Genomic DNA, 15,130 nt, shown 5'->3' with positions numbered 1-15,130 from the left:
AACCAACAATTTGTTTTTTCTTAGAAAAATGTAGCTTTCTCATCACAAATTGTGCAGAAAAGAGTCTCAATGATTTCCGCATTTTGTACAGGCAATTTTTCTATTTTCTCATAAAATAAAGACGAGGTGATGAATAGATGGTGAAAATTTTTATTGATCCTGGCCATGGAGGAACAGATTCTGGAGCTGCTGCTAATGGACTTTTGGAGAAAAATATCACACTGCAAATCGCGATTTTATTGAGAGATATGTTGATTAGTGATTATGATGACGTTTCCGTCCGCTTAAGTCGTTCAATTGATCAATCCGTTACTTTGGCCCAGCGTACAAATGCGGCAAACAGCTGGGGAGCTGACTATTTCGTGTCTATTCATGTTAATGCAGGCGGGGGCACAGGTTTTGAAAGCTATGTGTATCCTGGCGTTTCAGCACCAACCACCACGTATCGCAATGCCCTTCATGATGAAATTGTTCGCTCGGTGGATTTTGCCAACCGCGGCAAGAAAACAGCGAACTTCCACGTTCTTCGAGAAACTTCTATGCCCGCTATTTTAACAGAGAATGGTTTCATCGATACGACAGCTGATGCAAATAAGCTCCGCAACGCAACCTTCCTTCAAGGCATCGCTCGCGCTCATGCCACTGGATTAGAGAAAGCCTTTCAGCTGAAAAAAAAAGCTAGTAATCTTTATAAAGTTCAGGCTGGAGCTTTCAAGGTGAAAGCCAATGCAGATGAATTAGCAGCCACGCTGAAATCAAAAGGCTTTGACGCCTTCGTTGTATTAGAGGGCGGTATGTTCCGAGTACAAGCCGGAGCTTTTCGTACAAAGCAAAATGCGGATGACCTCGTCGCAAGATTGAAGCAGGCCGGTCATGACGCATTCGTTTTCCAATAACTGAAGCTGTGATAACGAAATAAACCGGCTCAAGTCTGCTGCTGAGCCGGTTTATGATTGATTCCTTTATGCTAAAATGTTCACGACAAATTGAGACCACGTTTCAAGTCGATCGAAGTATTCAGGCTTTTTCAAATCGGATGCTTTCATCCATTTTCCTGAGATTTGATCTGTTTCTTTCACTTCTACATGAGCGCCTGGAGATAATTCAAGCGCCGATAACAGTCCAATGTGCACACGGCCGACACTGTTGTCATCATCATTAATTAAACCAAGGGTTTTCATCTCAAGTTTGTCTTCTTCTTGAATAGAAAGTTCCTCGTCTAGTTCACGATCCGTATTTTCTTTTAGAATTTCAGCAAAGTTTTTGCCTTCGATGAAATTCATGTGACCACCAAAGCCAAGAGATAACTTATGATGCAATCGAGTCTCTCCCCCGCCTTGAAGCCTTTCATATACATACACTTCGTCCTCACGCTTAATCACGACATAAGGAATCGGCTGCTTGAAGTCAGGATTTTCTTCCGCATCGCCTCTGCGCATCTGCTTGAAGTGTTCTTCGATTTCTTTCATAATTGTGTTAATTGTTTTCTCTTCACTATTCACACCATTAAACACAAGCGTCTCGTTTTGGAACACGCGTGTGCGCGGTGCAACTAGTATGATTTCATCCATTTTTCCCATGTTCGGTAACCTCCAGTATGTAATGCATTGTATGAAATGGCAAAAAGCCAAAACGAGTGATGCGTTTTGACTTTTACGCCTTACTTATGATTCATCTCCAAAGAAGAAGTCGTCATCTTTTAACGGCTCAACCGTTGCTTTTTTGTAGCCGTTCCCTTTCATTGAGAAGAAGTCATGCGATTTTGTTTTTGTATTGAGTCCGTTCAATACAATTGGATTGATCTCTTCTTCTTCAAAGTAAGGGGCAAATCCAAGGTTCATTAACGCTTTATTGGCATTGTAACGAATGAACTTTTTCACATCATGCGATAAATTGACTTGGTCATATATATCTTCCGTGTAATGAAGTTCATTTTCATAAAGCTCGTTCAAGAGGTCAATCGAGAAATCATATAGCTCTTTTTGCACGTCAGGTGTTTGTTTGTTGTAAATTTCTTGTGCTAATAATCCAACATATACACCGTGAATCGCTTCATCACGCAAAATCAAGTTGATGATTTCACCACTTTGCATGAGCTTTCCTTGTCCATAGAAATAAAGCGGGTAGTAAAAACCACTGTAAAATAGGAAGCTTTCTAAATAAACAGAAGCAACCATTGCTTTAAAGAGGGAAATCGGATCGTCCTTTTGAATCGAACGGTATAAACTGACAATCATATCTGCTTTCTTTTGCAAGAATTTATTCTTTTTGACCCATTCAAACACTTCACTGATCGTTTCAGTTGGTGCGAGTGTCATGAAGATATTTGAGTATGATTTCGCATGTACCGCATTTTCCATCATCGCCATAAAGTTTAATACTGCTTTACGCTGATGGCCTTCTACATGTTCAGCCACAATCGGCATCCCTGTATTTCCTTGTTCTGTATCAAGTAAAGTCAATCCAGCAAGTACCTTCATGTACGTATCTCGCTCTTTTTCACCTAGATATTTCCATGTTAAGAGGTCCCCGTTTAAGGAAATCTCTTCAGGAAGCCAGAACTGCTTCACATTTTGGTTGTAAAACATTTGTGTAAAATCATCTTCGTGTTTTGACCAGTTGGCTGCATCATAAATTTTTGTCACGTTAAACTCTCCTTTAATCAAACAACACAAGAAAGACAGCCTTCCTGCCCTGTATCCTTCGTTCTTGCATAATAAAGTGTCTTAATGCCTTTATGGTGTGCATACAGATCGATGCGGTTTAGGTCACGCGTTGTCATCGTATCTTTCAGGAATAGTGTAAAGCTGATTCCTTGATCGACGTGCTGCTGAATCGTTGCGATCATATCGACCACTTTAAACATATCCATATCGTACGCTTCTTTATAGAAGAACCAGTTTTGCGCTGAAAGACCTGGCATTGGGTAATACGTTTTGCTGTTGCCGTATGTTCTTTCTTCGATACGTTCCATAATTGGCATAACAGAGGCTGTTGCCGATTGCACATAAGAAATGGAACCTGTTGGTGCAATACATAAGCGGTAGCTATGGTACATGCCATTTTCCGCTACAAAGTCTTTGAGTGCTGCCCAGTCTTCTTTTGTTGGAATGTGCATGCCTTCAAATAATGCTGCTGCTTTTTCTGTTTTTGGTGTGAAATCATTCTCCACGTATTTATTGAAGTACTCGCCCGTTGCGTAGCCAGAGCCTTCATAACGATGGAATGTTTCTCCTTTTTCTTTTGCAAGCTCACTTGAACGTTTAATTGAATAGTAGTTCACCATCATAAAGAACGTATTCGCGAAATCTCTTGCTTCTTCACTTTCATAGGCCATTTGGTTTTGAGCCAAATACCCGTGAAGGTTCATCGCACCAAGTCCGATTGATTTCATCGCTTTGTTCGCTTTTCGAACAGCCGGTGCATTGCGAATATCTGTTGTTTCAGATACAAGCGTGAGTGAGTCTGTTGCTAGTTTGACCGTTTTTTCGATCGATTTGTTTTTCATGACATTCATGATATTTAATGAACCAAGGTTACAAGAAATATCAAGACCAATTTCATCTTCTTGATCATAGTCCGCGTAAGAAGAGACCTCTGAAGCTTGAAGCACTTCTGAGCAAAGGTTTGAGAATTTCACTCGTGAAATATGGTTTAATGCATGCTCTCTATTCACATTATCTTGGAACATGATATATGGATAGCCAGATTCTGAGCGAAGAACAGCCAATTTTTCAAGAAGCTTTCTCGGATTGACTTTTTCTTTTTTGATTTTCGGGTTTTCTACAAGCTCATCATACATTTCTTCCATGTCCATCTCATCAAGATGCTGTCCATATTCTTTATAGACTGTGTGCGGATAGAAGGTGTAAGCTGTTTTATCTTCTCTGGCAAGCTCAATAAATTTATCCGGGATGACGACACCGATGGACAATGTTTTCACACGCACATCTTCATCTGCAGAGATTTTTTTTGTATCTAAGAAATCATTAATATCTCTGTGGAAAATATTAAGGTAGGCACTACCTGATCCTTGTCTTTGTCCCATTTGATCTGCATATCTGAATGCATTATCAAGAAGCTTCATCACGCCGACGACACCTTTTGTCGCGTTTTCAACATCTTTAATTGCTTCGCCTTTTGCACGAAGCTTTGACAAGTTCAAGCTGACGCCGCCGCCTAATTTTGAAAGCTGCATTGAAATATCAATCGCTCTTGAAATATCGTTTAATGAGTCATTCACTTCAAGCAAGAAGCAGCTCACAAGCTCACCGCGTCTTTTACGTCCAGCGTTTAAGAATGTTGGTGTACTTGGCTGGTATTCCTGATTGATCATCAGTTCTACAAACTCAAGGGCTTTTTCTTTATCTCCGCCCGCAAAGAAAAGCGCTACAACTGAAATGCGGTCTTCATAGCGTTCAAGGATTTTCTTTTTATCATTTGTTTTCAGTGCATAGTCGTTGTAAAACTTAAACGCACTCATGAATGATGGGAATCTAAATTTCTTCGCATATGCAGCTTCGAATACCTCTTTAATATCTGCCATGCTGTATTGTCTTAAAAATTCTTCCTCATAGTAGTCGTTTTCTATTAAGTAATCAATCTTCTCTTCTAAGTTGTGAAAGAAGACTGTGTTTTGATTAATATAATCTACGAAATAACTATGTACAGCTTCTTTGTCCTTATCGAACTGAAACTTTCCTTCTTTTTGAATCATAATCTCGTTATTTAATTGTATCCACTTTGGAACCTGATTTTGTGACAATTCTTTCTACCTCCTGTGTAAACAATTCAACATCCCTTTTTGTTCCGCTTAGTTCAAAGGTGTGCAAAATAGGAACTTGATATTGTTTAGAAATCGTATCGGCGCTTTTGGCAAAATTATCTCCCCATACTTTGTTTCCACTCACCGCTACACCTAGTAAAAGGTGAGCATTTTTCTCTAAAAAGGATTGAGTAGTACTAGGGACTTGTCCAAATCCTGTCGTAAAGGTGACGAGAATAAACGGCGTATCCAAAAACTCTTCTCCAGTCAATTTTCGTTTGTCTGTAAAAGGGGTCTTGTCCAAAAAGCGTTGAACATTTCCTGTTTTTGAATCAAATACGATTTGAATCAATTCCATCACGACCTAGTTTTTAGTATTGTTGATCATTTCGTTATTCACTATATATAGTATACTATGTTTTTTCAAAACACAACATATAGATGTTCGAAACGAAAAAAATCAACCAACCCGGCCGAACATTCATAGCCGAACTCGTACGTTCAAATAAATAGAGCAGAACAGGATCTAAAAATAGACTGCTCTACTCTCTATTCAACTGAAACCGAAATCTATCATAACACGAAAAAAAATCGCTTAGTAGACTAGACTTTTTGTTTTATTTTTTGTAGGCATCGCACTGTAAATCTTCTGACACTTCTGTAATTTCCACTTCAACACCTAATTCTTTTAGCACCGCTTCAAGCGCAGCGACGATTGAAGCTTCTCTGACTAATTCTTTCCCATTTATAGAAACGCTTGTTCCATATTCAAAACAGGAGTCGTCTTCACAAGTTTGTTCCCAATGATTAATTTTAATTTTGTGTGTCATGAACTCATCCTTTTCTGTCTAGATGTCTGATGCATGATTATAGTGTAGCGACTTCACATTCATTTGTAAATTTACGTGCTTACTCTTCTACAGAATCGTCATCATCATCATAATCTTCGTCCCACTCATCTATGTATTTTGTTTTAATAAGGGTCAGTTCTCCCTCTTTTTCATCAAACCGGTACACATGTACTTCATCATCTTTCACAACAGCAAAGTGATTATTTTTTAGTGCAACAGCTGATTGTAATAGGCCATCTATATGTCCATGATCATCTTGATTAGAATAGTTATGCCAGCTTTCCTGTCTTGATTCAATGTTTGAAATGGCGCATGATCCAAATAAGACAACAATCCCAACTAGTAGAAGGATCACTCTAATCCTTCTTAATTCAAGCTCTGCATTTTCCATATCGCTTCCCTCACCTTTCTTCATATCCAATAAGGGATTATACGCAGAATAGGCAGAAAAGTTTCATGGCATGCAAAATAGCCCCTCTGCACTGACAAAAAACGTAGCGGGTTCCGGCCGGTTTATTCGCAGATGCATGGGGCTATTAGGTCGAACATATCCTATTCTAATTCTAGATTTACATTCTTTTGAGGTGCAAATGTAGAAATGGCGTGTTTATAAATAAGCTGCTGCTTCCCTTCTGTTTCAAGCAGCACCGTGAAATTGTCAAAGCCTTTCACTTGACCGCGAAGCTGAAAGCCATTCAGTAAGAATACTGTAACAAATGTATTGTCTTTACGAATTTGATTCAAAAATTGGTCCTGAATATTAATCGGTTTCATGTTTCGTCCTCCTTGATTCTGATAACTACAGTTTCGCTTTAAGTCCAAGCTTTCCTGCTATATATGCGAAAATTTCCTCTTTTTTGTCTGAAAAGTGGCAAGGCGGTGTCATGTCGAACCAAGTGACATCCATTTTATTACGGAACCACGTGAACTGACGCTTCGCATATCTACGGGAATTTTGCTTTAATTGCTGGATAGCTTCATCAAGTGAGCAGTCACCTTGAAAATACGTATACAGCTCTTTATAACCAATCGCTTGAACCGATTGACAATCCTTCAAGCCAGATTGATAAAGTGCGCTCACTTCCTCAATTAAGCCTTCATCTATCATCATATCAATTCTTTGGTGAATGCGCTCGTACAAAAGCTCTCGATCCATTTTCAGCCCAATGAAGGCTGTATCATAAAGAGGAACTTCTTGATGACCATTTTGCATCTCCGACATTTTCTGACCTGTTGTATGGATCACTTCCAGCGCCCGGATCACGCGGCGGACATTATTCGGATGAATGGCTTTTGCAGCATCAGGGTCTACTGCCTTTAGCTTTTCGTGTAGCTGAAGGGAGCCATGCTGCTGTTCAAACAGCGCCATTTCTTCTCTAAAAGCAGGGTCACTTTTCTCATCGGTAAATGTGTAATCATATAAAACAGATTGGATATACAAACCTGTTCCGCCGACAATCATGGGTGTTTTCCCTCTAGCGGCAATCTCTTTGATTTTCATACGGACCAGCTGCTGAAATTCAGCTGTAGAAAAGGATTCGTCCGGCTCTTTAATATCAATTAAGTGGTGCGGGACACCATCCATTTCTTCAGGGGTGATTTTAGCTGTTCCAATGTCCATTCCTTTATAAATCTGCATAGAATCACCACTGATAATTTCTCCATTAAATGCTTTGGCTATATGTATGCTCAGTTTTGTTTTGCCGACAGCCGTCGGTCCTACTAATACAATCACTGGTTGTTTCGTTTTTTTCATAACATCACTCTCTTTTACAAACTGCCTACAGTATAGCATAACTTCTCTTTCTCTCCTATATAATGCCTATCACCAGCCGAGTGGTTCATTTCCGACCACTTCATATGTTTTTCCTTTAAAACGATGGGTATGCGTTGGCCTCTCTTGATCTGGACTATAGACGACACCTCCGTATCGGATGGGGACAGGATCTGTATAAGCAGAATACGTGACCTCCTGGATTTCGTGATAATGTGTGCCATCGGCTCTTGGGATAGCAGGTCCTGTGATGCCATAGTATCTGTGAAAATGGCCTCTTTCAAAAGAGGTGACCCCGCGATAGTAATGCGTATGCTTGTCAGTACTGCTTCCATTTACAGGCTGAGAGATCCCTTCAATTAAATGATAATGCTCTTCTGTTATATCCGTTCGTGCTTTATAGGCATGAGCATGCGGCGGACAATTTGCCCAATCAGATGGATACAGGCCCATTTTTGACATTCCTCCTTATATTAGGCGGTCACCCAAACACATGTAGGCCATTTGAATACACTGATGTCAGTTACAGTGATTTTATGTGAGAGGAGCCTTTTTTTATGAATTATTTTGAATCACCACCGTTTATTCAAGAAGACATGAGAAGACCTTTTGGATTTGGACGCCCTGGGTTTGGTTTTGGAGGCCCAGGATTTGGTTTTGGAAGACCTGGATTTGGTTTTGGGAGACCTGGATTTTTTGGAGCTCCATTTTTAGGTGGTTTTACCGGAGGACTACTTGCTGGGTCCCTGCTTGCTCCAGGCTATGGCTATGGGTACCCTTATCCGCCTCCGTACCCGCCATATGGACCATACCCTTATTATTAAACATGTCTTTTAAGTGAAAACAACCTTTCATAAAATGAATCGATTGACACACTAGTTTTTCATGGGTTAACATTTACTTTACCGACCGTTCAGTAAAGTAGGTGTTTTTTTTATGTCTAAAACCAAAAAAGAGCAAATTTTTGAGGCAGCTGCTCGTACGATTTTAAAAGAAGGATTAAGTCAGCTTACCCTTCAACATGTAGCAGAGCATGCACATATGACCAAGGCCGGCCTGCTTTATCATTTTTCAAGCAAGGAAGAGCTCATCCAAAAAATGAATGAGCACGCGATTGTCTGCTTTCGTCAGCAGCTTGAGTCGTATCAGGAAACATACAAAAACGAAAAGGCTCCTTATGTACGTGCATATATTTTGGCGACATTAAATGATCTTGATATGCAAAACACGACCCAGTTATGTACAAGTATGCTGGCCACCATGTCATTTGATGAAGCGTTATTGAACCCTTGGCGTGATTTTTATGCAGAGTTCAAAGCGAAAGCAGCTGAGGAAATCAATGACCCTGCATTGAGCCAGCTGATCCGCCTTTCATGTGATGGAATATGGTTTTCAGAAATGTTTCAGCTTGAACCGCTGAACCGAGAGGAAAAAACCCTTTTACTTCATCGGATTTTACACCTATTAGAGGAGGGATAATCATGATCCTCGGATATCTTTTTCTAGCTGTGGCTATTTTTTCAGAAGCCATTGGCGCCGTGATGTTAAAATTCTCAAATGGCTTTACTCGCTTTAAGCCTAGCGCTGTCGTTGTTGCTGGGTATACACTTGCCTTTTATATGCTGTCATTGACACTGAATATCATTCCGCTTAGCATGTCTTACGCAACATGGTCTGGGGTTGGTACAGTCCTCACGGCTATTTTTGGCGTGCTTTTTTTCAAAGAAACCTTGAACCAAAGAGCAATCATTGGGATGGCGATGCTTGTCTCAGGAGTCGTACTTTTAAATATGTCATAAAGGATGTGAGAGATCATGAAAGGAATGCTCTATTTAACAGGGGCTATTTTGACAGAGGTTTTTGGCAGTACGATGCTGAAGCTTTCCCAAGGTTTTTCGCAACTGCTGCCGAGTATTGGGGTCCTGATCGGATTTGGGTGTGCCTTTACCTTCCTCAGTCTGGCACTTAAAACGATTGACCTTTCGTCTGCTTATGCAACATGGTCTGGCGTTGGAACAGCACTCACTGCTCTTATCGGACTCGTGCTGTTTAACGAAACCATTCACATAAAAGGCTTCATCGGTCTTGCACTAGTGATATGCGGCGTGATTGTCTTGAACCTGTCAAAAAAACAAAAGGAAGAAAACAAAGAACAAATCGATCAAACCGAATGGACGTCATAAAAAAAGTCATTTTCTCCATTTCATTAAGAGAAAATGACTTTTTGTTTTTACCCGCCGACTTGAATGGTTTCTTCTAAGGAAATGTCCACATTTCCTTGAACAGCTCTTGAGATCATACATGAGCTTTCGGCTTTGTGCGCGAGCTTGCGGGCCAGCTCAATATCTTGCGGAGAAGCAGAGGCTTTGAGGATGATGACAGGCCGGTGAATGATTTTTTCATATGTAAACACACCATTTGTCACATCTACGACAGCCTCAGAACTCATTGTGAGATCCTCTTTTTCTAATTGGCTCCGCTCCATCATAGCGGCAAGTGTAATAATATAACACGTAGCCGCTGCACCTAAGAGCATCTCATCTGGATTTGTTCCGATGCCGGGACCGTCCATTTCTTTTGGAATTGAAATCTTCGTTTTTAACTGTTCGCATGAGATTGTACCCACATCGTTACGCAGGCCAGGCCAGCTCGCCTGAAGATGAAAATGATGACGCGCCATATTCGTCTCTCCTTTTGTTATCACTTTTTATAGTGTAACAAGAATTCACGCTGCTTGTCTTAACATGTGCACCATCTTTATGTATATTCCTCATCCAGCACTGTCCGAATCGCCCTGACATACCGGTAGAACGTCTCGTTTTTTGTACTCGACCGCCGCCGAAAGTCAAAACTGTCAAATAAAGCTTCACGCTGACTTCTACTAATCTCTAACTGTACACTTTGCCCTGTTTTAGTAAGATTATTAATATTATGATTGCTTGTTCCGCTCAGGGTTGCGTGTGCGACAGCCAGTTCAGCAGAAAATCCGTTCCGCTCTAATGAGTTCACTATTTTTTCTGCACGGTCGTAATCTGTTCCGCCAACGAGCGTATGGTCAATGCCTTCCTCACCTTTGTATCCATGCACTGCTAAGATATAATCGTGTGCTTTTGCCTGCGCGACGCCGACTGGCTCATCAAAGTTTGTACTTGTCACATGAAGTTCTGATGCATTCTCTCTTAAACCTTCAAACAAATACGTAGAGAAATCATTATCGAAAAAATGGACGATCTCACTCACGCCGCCTTCAATTCTCCCGCCATGGGGTGACATCACAAGAAGACGGCTTCCAGGCACTGGGTTGGCTGTAATTTGATAGCTGCTTGTTGATTCGTTTTCTTCCAGTTCTTTAAAATTGCGATAAATATCATTTGAACCGCTTTCGTCTTCCCCACCTGATGACAATGGCTCATCATGTTCCTGTGCTTGCATTGTATAATAAACGCCCCATCCGATCGCAAGCAGGAGAAGCAAAGCAAAAAACTTCTTCATTCCCGTTCTCCTTTAACACATTTCTAAGCCGTTTCTATGATTTATATTGAATCATCATTTCTTTTCATTTTTTCCACTTTTTCTCTTCAAATTTGATCATAACACTCTAGATCATGAGATTCCTCAAAAATAAGATAATTGCATTTATATACACAGAAACGCCTCTCGTCTTTGAAAACAGAGTTAGAATAGTATGACAGACAAACGAAGTTATGTTTAAAATGACCTAGTTCTATCCAGTCTGTTTTCTTTAATTCGGCTTGTTTTTATATGGATTTGATTTTTTTCCTCTGTGACAAGTCACATTTGTATGAGCATTGACCCTGTCTAACCCCTCCTTTTTTTCTGCAAAATCGTTTGTTTCACCGGTTCTCTAAGAAGAACTCTCCCACCTATCATCGGCTGATTCTACATGTTTTCCACCTTTTTCTATTATTTTACAAAATGTAAGCGCTTTTCTTTTTCATCAGAAATGAGTAAGCCGCCAATATGAAGAAAAGAAGGGACAAGAATCCGAACAAAGCAGCTCTCATTCTCATAACGTAAGAGTGTACAAGAATGGATAGCTAGAATGGAGGGCATCACATGTTTGGATTTTCTATGGTGCAAATGGTCAGGACACATGCTAGTAAACTAGATCAGCCTTTAAGAGAGACCGTCCTTCACCTTTATAAACCTTTTAAATGGACGCCATGCTTTCTTCATCGTTTCTTTGAAGGAAGATTAAAGAAGAGAAAGAAGCTTCGTGTAATTATTGAATTTAAGAAAGACGCGGTCGAAGCAGGGATTCAAAGCACAAAACAGCTCATGAAAAAAAGTAGAAAAACAAATATCAAACGGCACTTTTCACATATCGACTGCTGCGCTGCAGACATAACACCGGCCGCTTTAGAGGAGCTGTTAGCAAATGGTGAGCATATTCGTAAAATTTATTTAGACCGGAAAGTTCATGCACTTCTGGATGTGGCCACACAAGCCAGTCACGCGGATGAAGTCTTCCGCAACGGTACAGCCTTAACAGGGGAAGGCATTACGGTCGCTGTCATTGATACAGGAATTTATCCGCATGAAGATTTAGAAGGAAGGATTCGCGATTTTGTGGACTTAGTCAAGCAAAAAACAAAGCCTTATGATGATAACGGGCATGGTACTCACTGCGCTGGAGATGTAGCTGGAGACGGAGCGGCCTCAGATGGCTTGTACAAAGGACCTGCTCCAAAAGCTCATTTAATTGGCGTAAAAGTGTTAAATAAACAAGGGGCTGGATCGCTTTCTACTATTATAGAAGGGGTTGAATGGTGCATCCAGTTCAATGAAGATCACCCTGATGATCCGATTCATATTATGAGTATGTCACTAGGCGGAGATGCTCAGCGTTATGATGACGAACAGGACGATCCGATGGTGCGTGCTGTCAATGCTGCTTGGGATCAAGGCATTGTAGTATGCGTCGCAGCCGGAAACTCTGGTCCTAACAGTCAAACGATTGCGAGCCCTGCCGTCAGTCAAAAAGTGATTACGGTTGGCGCTTTTGATGACCGGAATACACCAGAATCAAACGATGATATCGTGGCACCATTTTCAAGCAGAGGTCCTACTGTTTATGGTGAGACAAAGCCTGATATCCTTGCACCAGGAGTAAACATCGTCTCTCTCAGATCACCAAGATCCTTTCTAGATAAACTCGACAAATCAAGCAGAGTCGATGATGATTACACGACGTTATCTGGCACATCTATGGCAACACCGATTTGCGCTGGTATTTGTGCTCTTCTATTAGAGCATTCACCAGATTTAACGCCCGATGAGGTCAAAACCCTGTTAAAAGAAAATACAAGCAAGTGGTCTGGGGATGACCCGATGATTTACGGGGCAGGTGCCATTGACGCAGAAAAAGCCATCAAAGAATAAATAAAAAAGCCCTTTACGTTGATTCGTAAAGGGTGTTGTTTTTGTCTGTTATTACGTGTGAAGTCTTTCATCTACTTGATCAGCTGACATGTTATGCTTCGTTCTCATACATCTCATCTCCTTTTTGAATGTGCGTACGCGCTTCGATCACAATCTCAAAAAAAGTGGAGGATTCCTTGTACATGTCGCGTTCCTTATAATAATTAGCCGCATCAAGTGCTAATTCCTCTAAATCAGCAAACATTTTTTTGCTTCGCAGCCCAAATAGTGCCGATCTTAATTGCTCACAGCTGTCTTTTTCTATATAAAGCGCCTGTAAAAATTGAAATTTCAACTGATAAATTTCATCTTCCAATAAACAAGCCTCGTTCATTCCTTTACGTATAGCCTCACCCGCCCGCTCGATATCTCCGAGTTTAAACCAGGTAAGAGCAAGTGAAAATAATGATTTGATCATCGTGGATGCTTGATCTTTTTGATAAAGGGAAATGGCTTGTTCAAAAAAGACTGTCGCTGTATGGTACGTTCCCATACTATAATGACAAGCTCCTAAGTTATTAAGAGCCATCGCTTTAAAATAAGATGTGCACTCTTTCCGCTCCATCGCTTCACAAACCTTTAACGCTTTTTCTAAGTAAGGAAGCGCTTTTTGGTGCTGACTCACATCAATACAATTACCTGCCATGACAAAATCACATTGAATGCTTCTTTTTCCATAAAGCTGATGTTTCTTATAAATGTCTCTCGCCTTTTTAGCATAATGCATGGAGAAATAAGTTTGTTTCATATGATAGTATACTTCAGCGATTTTATAGTAAAATTCCGCTTTTTCAATCTCATCTGTCACTAAGATCAGTTGATGTTCCGCATGCTTGTAATAGGAAATGGCCTCGATGTATCGGCGCTGGATAAACGCATACATTCCATGAAAAAAATGAAAGTAATAGCCAAGTAAGCCTGTCATCTCATCTTCTCCATCTTCCATTTCTTTCGGAAAAGACACGGCTTGAAGTGTTTCACTCCCTGCATGGACTGGCGTTAAATGCTGAAGCATCAGTTGATGGCGAAAATCCATTAGAGAATAATATAGAAGCAAATCTTGATCCTCTTCCATCTCATGAATTTCTTCTTCAACAAGGCGCTTCATATCGTTTGCTTGTTCGACTTCAAATTTGCAAATATGCGTGTACCATTGATTGATCTTTACACCTACTTCGGAAGATGGTATTTTATGTGCCATCCACTTCAGCCCCATTCTATCATATCAAACTGATAACTATTATTTTACATAATTTATGTTTTTAAGGCAAATTGTAATTTATTGCATGATTTATGTTCATTTCGCATATTTCTATCTTTTTTACCAAGTTTAAATGGAGTACTTTTACCCATCAAAACGATTTTACTACGAAGTTGGGTCAAATTCTCTTAATACTTCTTTTAAAGCACGGATATAACGTCTGAATGCTTTTTTCTTTCCTTTTCTCGTATCAAAATGGTCGAAAAAAGATTCTCTCTGCGCCGTACTAATTTCTAGCTGAACGCTTTCACCACTTGCATTTCGATTATTAATATTTTTAGGATCTGTTCCTGAAAGCCGTTCGCCTTCTTGCACCATTTCTGCAGAAAATCCTCGATCTTTTAACTCTCGTACAACTGCTCTTTTCATTTTTTCGTTTGTCCCGCCAACTAGCGTGTGCTTTTTATCACTTTTATAGCCGTGGATGGAAATGGAGAAGGGATACGTTTTAATCATTTGGACCAATATCGGTTCATCAAACTTGGTGCTTGTAATATGCAAATCACGATTGTTGTCTTGTTTCGTTCCTTCAAACAAATACGTCGAGTATCTTTGTTGAAATGCTTCTACAATTTCACTTGTTCCTGGTTCAATTTCCCCTCCATGAGGAGAAAAGACGAGTAAATCACTTCCGCCCTTTTCGTGAAATTCTATTTCATACCCTTTTCTTTCATGCCGAATAAGCTGTTTAAAACTGTCGTATCGATCCCCTTTTTTTCGCTCTTTTTGATACTTTTCTACCTCTTCTTGATGTTGCTTTTGCTCTTTTTTTTCTTGAACAGAATGGCTGCATTTCACCATTAAAAGAGCACATAGGATCAGAAAGATGAATCCACATATCAGTAGCCTTTTCATTTCACCGCTCCTTTTCATTCTCTTAGGTATCATCTTATCGCATTATTTTACTATCAATGGCTAACAGAATTCAAAGGTTGTCCGGCTCATTTAAATGAATCAGGAGAACTTTCCTGTTTTTTTATGCCGCTCTAGGTATTTCTGACTTCTTTGAATCATTCGCTGCTTGAATAAAAGACTGC

The 15,130-nt window shown here is 40.2% G+C and carries 19 protein-coding genes; 6 read left to right on the top strand and 13 right to left on the bottom strand.

Translation table 11 applies throughout. From position 1 onward, the window contains the following. Positions 1–137 precede the first annotated feature (137 nt). Positions 138–896, top strand: coding sequence for an N-acetylmuramoyl-L-alanine amidase (locus MKZ05_RS08560; RefSeq protein ID WP_003211781.1), 759 nt, complete (start codon positions 138–140; stop codon positions 894–896). Positions 897–962: 66 nt separating this feature from the next. On the opposite strand, the gene MKZ05_RS08555 is transcribed toward MKZ05_RS08560, so the two are convergent. From MKZ05_RS08555 to MKZ05_RS08515, 9 genes are all read right to left on the bottom strand, one after another. After that, a complete protein-coding gene (locus tag MKZ05_RS08555; RefSeq protein ID WP_310426725.1) occupies positions 963–1,580 on the bottom strand; it encodes a hypothetical protein in 618 nt (205 codons plus the stop codon). Between the two features lie 84 nt (positions 1,581–1,664). Further along, the gene (nrdF, locus tag MKZ05_RS08550) at positions 1,665–2,645 is read right to left on the bottom strand and encodes a class 1b ribonucleoside-diphosphate reductase subunit beta (RefSeq protein ID WP_003212452.1); all 981 of its coding nucleotides are present in this window, start codon (positions 2,643–2,645) and stop codon (positions 1,665–1,667) included. Positions 2,646–2,662: 17 nt separating this feature from the next. Next, complete coding sequence (nrdE, locus tag MKZ05_RS08545; RefSeq protein WP_003212060.1) at positions 2,663–4,765, bottom strand: class 1b ribonucleoside-diphosphate reductase subunit alpha; 2,103 nt, start codon at positions 4,763–4,765, stop codon at positions 2,663–2,665. After that, on the bottom strand, positions 4,725–5,117 hold the full coding sequence (gene nrdI / locus MKZ05_RS08540; protein ID WP_008360380.1) for a class Ib ribonucleoside-diphosphate reductase assembly flavoprotein NrdI: 393 nt from the start codon (positions 5,115–5,117) through the stop codon (positions 4,725–4,727). Before nrdI ends, nrdE begins: the two co-directional genes overlap by 41 nt. Positions 5,118–5,382: 265 nt before the next feature. Beyond that, positions 5,383–5,595 carry a hypothetical protein gene (locus MKZ05_RS08535; RefSeq protein WP_339162176.1) on the bottom strand — a complete coding sequence of 71 codons (213 nt, stop codon included), beginning with the start codon at positions 5,593–5,595 and terminating at the stop codon, positions 5,383–5,385. A gap of 79 nt (positions 5,596–5,674) precedes the next feature. Next, positions 5,675–6,007, bottom strand: a complete 333-nt coding sequence (locus MKZ05_RS08530; protein WP_106035495.1) for a YmzC family protein — start codon at positions 6,005–6,007, stop codon at positions 5,675–5,677. A gap of 161 nt (positions 6,008–6,168) precedes the next feature. Next, a complete protein-coding gene (hfq, locus tag MKZ05_RS08525) occupies positions 6,169–6,390 on the bottom strand; it encodes an RNA chaperone Hfq (protein WP_003211269.1) in 222 nt (73 codons plus the stop codon). Between the two features lie 25 nt (positions 6,391–6,415). After that, the gene (gene miaA, locus MKZ05_RS08520) at positions 6,416–7,372 is read right to left on the bottom strand and encodes a tRNA (adenosine(37)-N6)-dimethylallyltransferase MiaA (protein ID WP_050944947.1); all 957 of its coding nucleotides are present in this window, start codon (positions 7,370–7,372) and stop codon (positions 6,416–6,418) included. A gap of 69 nt (positions 7,373–7,441) precedes the next feature. Continuing rightward, complete coding sequence (locus MKZ05_RS08515; protein ID WP_050944948.1) at positions 7,442–7,843, bottom strand: YmaF family protein; 402 nt, start codon at positions 7,841–7,843, stop codon at positions 7,442–7,444. A gap of 104 nt (positions 7,844–7,947) precedes the next feature. Between MKZ05_RS08515 and MKZ05_RS08510 the strand changes: the two genes are divergently transcribed. From MKZ05_RS08510 to MKZ05_RS08495, 4 genes are all read left to right on the top strand, one after another. Next, positions 7,948–8,214 carry a hypothetical protein gene (locus MKZ05_RS08510; protein ID WP_050944950.1) on the top strand — a complete coding sequence of 89 codons (267 nt, stop codon included), beginning with the start codon at positions 7,948–7,950 and terminating at the stop codon, positions 8,212–8,214. Positions 8,215–8,326: 112 nt separating this feature from the next. Beyond that, positions 8,327–8,869: a TetR/AcrR family transcriptional regulator gene (locus MKZ05_RS08505; protein WP_050944952.1), complete on the top strand. Its 543-nt coding sequence runs from the start codon at positions 8,327–8,329 to the stop codon at positions 8,867–8,869. A gap of 2 nt (positions 8,870–8,871) precedes the next feature. Then, the gene (locus tag MKZ05_RS08500) at positions 8,872–9,189 is read left to right on the top strand and encodes a multidrug efflux SMR transporter (RefSeq protein WP_003211368.1); all 318 of its coding nucleotides are present in this window, start codon (positions 8,872–8,874) and stop codon (positions 9,187–9,189) included. 15 nt (positions 9,190–9,204) lie between these two features. Next, a complete protein-coding gene (locus MKZ05_RS08495) occupies positions 9,205–9,573 on the top strand; it encodes a multidrug efflux SMR transporter (protein WP_034662159.1) in 369 nt (122 codons plus the stop codon). A gap of 47 nt (positions 9,574–9,620) precedes the next feature. Here the strand turns inward: MKZ05_RS08495 and MKZ05_RS08490 are convergent, their stop codons facing one another. Both MKZ05_RS08490 and MKZ05_RS08485 read right to left on the bottom strand, forming a co-directional pair. Next, complete coding sequence (locus MKZ05_RS08490) at positions 9,621–10,070, bottom strand: OsmC family protein (RefSeq protein WP_050944954.1); 450 nt, start codon at positions 10,068–10,070, stop codon at positions 9,621–9,623. A 77-nt stretch (positions 10,071–10,147) separates the two neighbouring features. Beyond that, positions 10,148–10,882 (bottom strand): poly-gamma-glutamate hydrolase family protein, encoded by a 735-nt coding sequence (locus MKZ05_RS08485; RefSeq protein ID WP_003211920.1) that lies wholly within the window; start codon positions 10,880–10,882, stop codon positions 10,148–10,150. 585 nt (positions 10,883–11,467) lie between these two features. On the opposite strand from MKZ05_RS08485, the gene MKZ05_RS08480 reads away from it, so the two are divergent. Next, complete coding sequence (locus MKZ05_RS08480) at positions 11,468–12,793, top strand: S8 family peptidase (RefSeq protein WP_226805216.1); 1,326 nt, start codon at positions 11,468–11,470, stop codon at positions 12,791–12,793. Between the two features lie 91 nt (positions 12,794–12,884). Here the strand turns inward: MKZ05_RS08480 and MKZ05_RS08475 are convergent, their stop codons facing one another. Then, the gene (locus MKZ05_RS08475; RefSeq protein WP_003211287.1) at positions 12,885–14,033 is read right to left on the bottom strand and encodes a Rap family tetratricopeptide repeat protein; all 1,149 of its coding nucleotides are present in this window, start codon (positions 14,031–14,033) and stop codon (positions 12,885–12,887) included. 165 nt (positions 14,034–14,198) lie between these two features. After that, entirely contained in the window at positions 14,199–14,948 is a 750-nt protein-coding gene (locus tag MKZ05_RS08470; RefSeq protein ID WP_253622592.1) for a poly-gamma-glutamate hydrolase family protein, read from the bottom strand. Positions 14,949–15,130 lie beyond the last annotated feature (182 nt).

The organism is Bacillus sp. FSL M8-0277, assembly GCF_037975305.1.
Taxonomy (GTDB): Bacteria; Bacillota; Bacilli; order Bacillales; family Bacillaceae; genus Bacillus; species Bacillus pumilus.
The sequence above is the reverse complement of the archived record's forward strand: the minus strand, read 5'-3'. Positions and strand labels throughout refer to the sequence as shown.